This window comes from Streptomyces oryzae (assembly GCF_017676365.1).
Lineage (GTDB): Bacteria > Actinomycetota > Actinomycetes > Streptomycetales > Streptomycetaceae > Streptomyces > Streptomyces oryzae.
On the sequence record NZ_JADKMA010000342.1, the window covers coordinates 1 to 3,711 of the forward strand.

The following is a 3,711-nucleotide window of genomic DNA, read 5'->3' on the forward strand; positions in this document are numbered from 1 at the left end:
GGGGGCGCGGTGCGCGGGGTGGTCGGGGGCGGTCGGTGCTGTCGGTGATCGCGGTGCGGAGCAGCAGCATAGCCGCGGGAAACGGGTCCGGTCTGCGATCTGGACAACGTTGTCAGATGGGCCAAGTCTTGCAAGACTTGACCAGCCGATCCCGCGCATCGTGCGGGTCCGTACACCGCACGTGCAGGAGTCGACTGCCCATGCCCAACGACCTCGTCGCCGCGCTCGACATCGGCGGTACCAAGATCGCGGGTGCCCTGGTGGACAGCGGCGGCAGACTCCTGGCCCGCACCCAGCGGCCCACCCCCGCACGGGAGGGCGCCGACCAGCTGCACGCCACCGTCGACGAGGTGCTCGGCGAACTGACCGCCGCCCACGAATGGCACCGCGTCGCCGCCGTCGGCATCGGCAGCGCGGGACCCGTCGATGCCAAGGCCGGCACCGTCAGCCCCGTCAACATCCCCGCCTGGCGCGACCATCCGCTCGTCGCCGCCGTACGCGAACGGGCAGGCGGCCTTCCCGTCGCGCTGATCGGCGACGGCCCGGCCATCGCCGCAGCCGAGCACTGGCAGGGCGCCGCCAAGGGCCGGGCGCACGCGCTGTGCATGGTCGTCTCGACCGGTGTCGGCGGGGGCCTCATCCTGAACGGTGCCCTCCACTCCGGGCCCACCGGGAACGCCGGCCACATCGGGCACATCAGCGTCGATCTGGACGGCGAGCCTTGCCCGTGCGGTTCGCACGGCTGCGTCGAGACCATTGCCAGCGGTACCAACATCGCCCGCCGCGCCCTGGAGTCCGGCTGGCAGCCGGGTCCGGACCAGGACGCCACCGCGGCCGGTGTAGCCGCCGCCGCGCGCGCGGGCGACCCGCTGGCTCGCGCCGCGTACGCTCGCGCGGCCCGCGCTCTGGCGGCCGGTATCGCCGCCACCGCCGCCTTGGTGGAGTTGGAGATCGCGGTGATCGGCGGCGGGGTCGCCCGCGCGGGCGAGGTCCTCTTCGACCCCCTCCGCGCTGAACTGCGGCGTTACGCCACCCTCCCTTACGTCCAAGGCCTGGAGCTGGCTCCCGCCGCGACCGGGACCGACGCCGGCCTCATCGGCGCCGCCTCAGCGGGTTGGCAGCTGCTGGGGGAGGGGGGTTGTGAGGGGTGAGGTGCTCTTGGTGGGGAGCGGGGCTTTTTATGGGGAGCGGTGCTCTGATTCGAGAGCGGCGCTCTGGTTTGAGGGGTTGCTCTGATTGGAGAGCGGTGCTCTGGAGGGAGAGCGGGCTTTCAGAGGGCGATGCTCCGGGGAGAGAGTGGCGCTCCAAGGAGAGAGCGGTGCTCGTGTCCAAGAGCAGCGCTCCCGCCGAAGAGCAGTGCTCCCAGCTGAGGCACTGCTCCAGTGGGAGAGCACTTGCCCACGGCGAGAGCACCGCTCTCTTATCGGACGCCGTCGTCCAAGCCGCACAATGGGCCCGTGGCTCATGTTCCGGTCGCTCGTCATCTGCTCCGCGCCAGGGATCTCGCGGACGCCCGTCCGTACGCAGAACGCAATGTGGGCGCGGTTCGAGGCGACCGGATCGACGTCCTCCCGCTCGCAAATCACCAGGTGGCGCTAAAGCCATCTCCCAAGTCCGTGGTTGCACCGGGGAGACATGATCACCCGGACAGATTCCACGTAACTTTCAAAACACTCAAGCGGGTCATGTATGGCCGAGCCTCGTTCGAACTCCTCCGGACCCGCATCCTCACCCAGCCATGACCTTCATGGAACTTGTGGACAGAGCCGCGACCGTCTCCATCCTCCACTTTGGGCACGCCCAATTCCGCAGCGCAAAGAGTCTGTCGGTGCTTGGGACGCTCAGCGCCGACGTGGGATGCCCAGCGTCTGCATGAGCTGGGCGAGTTCCTCTTGGAAGAGCTTCTCCGGGCTAGTGGTCTGGGTGCGCATGTGGCCGTAAACCTCCAGTGACACCAGTCCATGCAGGTGCCCCCAGATGCGCAGGGCGAGGGCGACGGCTGCGGGCGGCAGGTCGGGGAAGGCCGGACGCACCTTCTCGAGGAGCCCAGGGTCGAAGTCGGACCAGTCGAAGACGCTGTCCTGGTAGAGGTGCCGGGCGTAGGGCCAGGCGGCTGCCGCGAGGGCGGTGAGCCCGGTGCAGACCCGGCGTGCGGCATCCGGGGCGGGGCCTCCTTCGGGGGCTTGGTAGCCGGGCACGGGGTCGCCGTAGATGAGGCGGAACCCCTGGGGGTTGACCAATGCCCAGGTCCGGAAGGCGTTGGCCCATGCCTCGATCCGGACAGCGGGATCGGCGGAGGGCGTGGTTTCCCAGGCCGTGTCCACAGCATCGGCCAAGGCGGTGTACACGTCGTTGATCAGTGTGGTGACCAGGTCGTCCCTTGTCGGGAAGTACCCGTAGATGGCGTTGGCGGTCATGCCCATCTCGCGGGCGATGGCCCGCAGGGTGATGGCGTCCGGCCCACTCTTGGCCATCAACGACAGTGCCACCTTCTTGATTTCGGCCGTGGTCTCGGCCCGTAGCCGCTCGCGCCTTCCCCTGCTTCCCGTGACTGTCACAACGCCACTCTACAGCGTCGATTTACTTAGCCTTGTGCAGAAACTTCACGGCGTATAGTTTCTGCACGGCGTCACCATCAGTGGCGTCCCACTTCGGCATGCACAGGGGAGAACCATGCACATCGGAGTCATCGGAGCCACGGGCACCATTGGCAGCCGGGTCGTCACTGAGGCCCTCGACCGCGGCCACAACGTCAAAGCGTTCAGTCGGGACGCCGCTCAGGCGCGGCGCGAGGAGCGTCGGGACAACATCACCTGGACGAGCGTCGACGTCCTGGACCCGAAGAGCATCGCCGGCGTCCTGTCCGGACTCGACGTCCTGATCAGCGGATTCCAGCCGGGCAATGCGGCCAAGGACTTCGCGGACACCGTCCGGCGCTCGATCGCCAACCCGACCGTCTATGCCACGGCGGCGCGGGCCCTGTTGAAGGCTCTGGAGAGCCGCCCACAGACCCGGCTCATCGTGATCGGCGGCGCCGGCAGCCTCGAAATCGAACCGGGAGTGGTACGAGCAGACTCCGACGAGCTGCTGCACGCCGCTCTCGACCAGCTTGGGCTGCCCCGCGAATACGCCGCAGCGGTACGCGGCCACCGCGACGCCCTTGCCGTCCTGCGGACCTCCAACCGGCTGTGGACCTACTTCAGCCCAGCGGAGGAGATCGGCCCCGGCGAGCGCACCGGCCGCTTCCGAATCGGCGGCGACCAGCCGGTCCTGGACGCTGACGGCCGCAGCCGCATCTCGGTGGAGGACGCGGCCATCGCCTTGATCGATGAGGCGGAGCTGCCGCGCTTCGTGCAGCGCCGCTTCACCATCGGCTACTGAAAGCCACAGCCCACGTCCCCGTGGGGGACGTTATGAACTCCCCCACGGGCCAGGGCAACGTCCCTCTGAGCCAACCCGGCTCGCCTTCCAGTGTTGTCAGCCCAGACATGGCCCCAGAGAGGTGGTGCTGCCAGTAAGGCTGCGCGGCAGATTTGCACTTGCCATAACCATCACGCAACCGCGGCCCGAGCCGGGGTCGACACATCGTTCCGGGGACTGTCGGGCAACAACATCCGGCTCACGCAGGTGCTGGAGTTCGATCCTGAACGGCACTGACCCGAACAGGAGAGCGGCTCAGCCCCCACCCCCCAGTCCCCCAAACCTCGCCAG

At 68.5% G+C, this 3,711-nt stretch carries 3 protein-coding genes; 2 read left to right on the forward strand and 1 reads right to left on the reverse strand.

The annotated features are described in order from the left end of the window. Positions 1 to 200: 200 nt before the first annotated feature. Positions 201 to 1,151 carry an ROK family protein gene (locus ITI46_RS33695; protein ID WP_209243752.1) on the forward strand — a complete coding sequence of 317 codons (951 nt, stop codon included), beginning with the start codon at positions 201 to 203 and terminating at the stop codon, positions 1,149 to 1,151. A gap of 690 nt (positions 1,152 to 1,841) precedes the next feature. Here ITI46_RS33695 and ITI46_RS33700 read toward each other — a convergent pair. Then, positions 1,842 to 2,558, reverse strand: coding sequence for a TetR/AcrR family transcriptional regulator (locus ITI46_RS33700; protein WP_307808428.1), 717 nt, complete (start codon positions 2,556 to 2,558; stop codon positions 1,842 to 1,844). 115 nt (positions 2,559 to 2,673) lie between these two features. Here ITI46_RS33700 and ITI46_RS33705 point away from each other — a divergent pair, with 115 nt between their 5' ends. After that, on the forward strand, positions 2,674 to 3,381 hold the full coding sequence (locus tag ITI46_RS33705; protein ID WP_209243753.1) for an NAD(P)-dependent oxidoreductase: 708 nt from the start codon (positions 2,674 to 2,676) through the stop codon (positions 3,379 to 3,381). Positions 3,382 to 3,711 lie beyond the last annotated feature (330 nt).

What these genes read in the sequence shown, in the direction of transcription:
- ITI46_RS33695 (WP_209243752.1), top strand. Translation starts at nt 201, where the DNA reads ATGCCCAACGACCTCGTCGCCGCGCTCGACATCGGCGGTACCAAGATC.
- ITI46_RS33705 (WP_209243753.1), top strand. Translation starts at nt 2,674, where the DNA reads ATGCACATCGGAGTCATCGGAGCCACGGGCACCATTGGCAGCCGGGTC.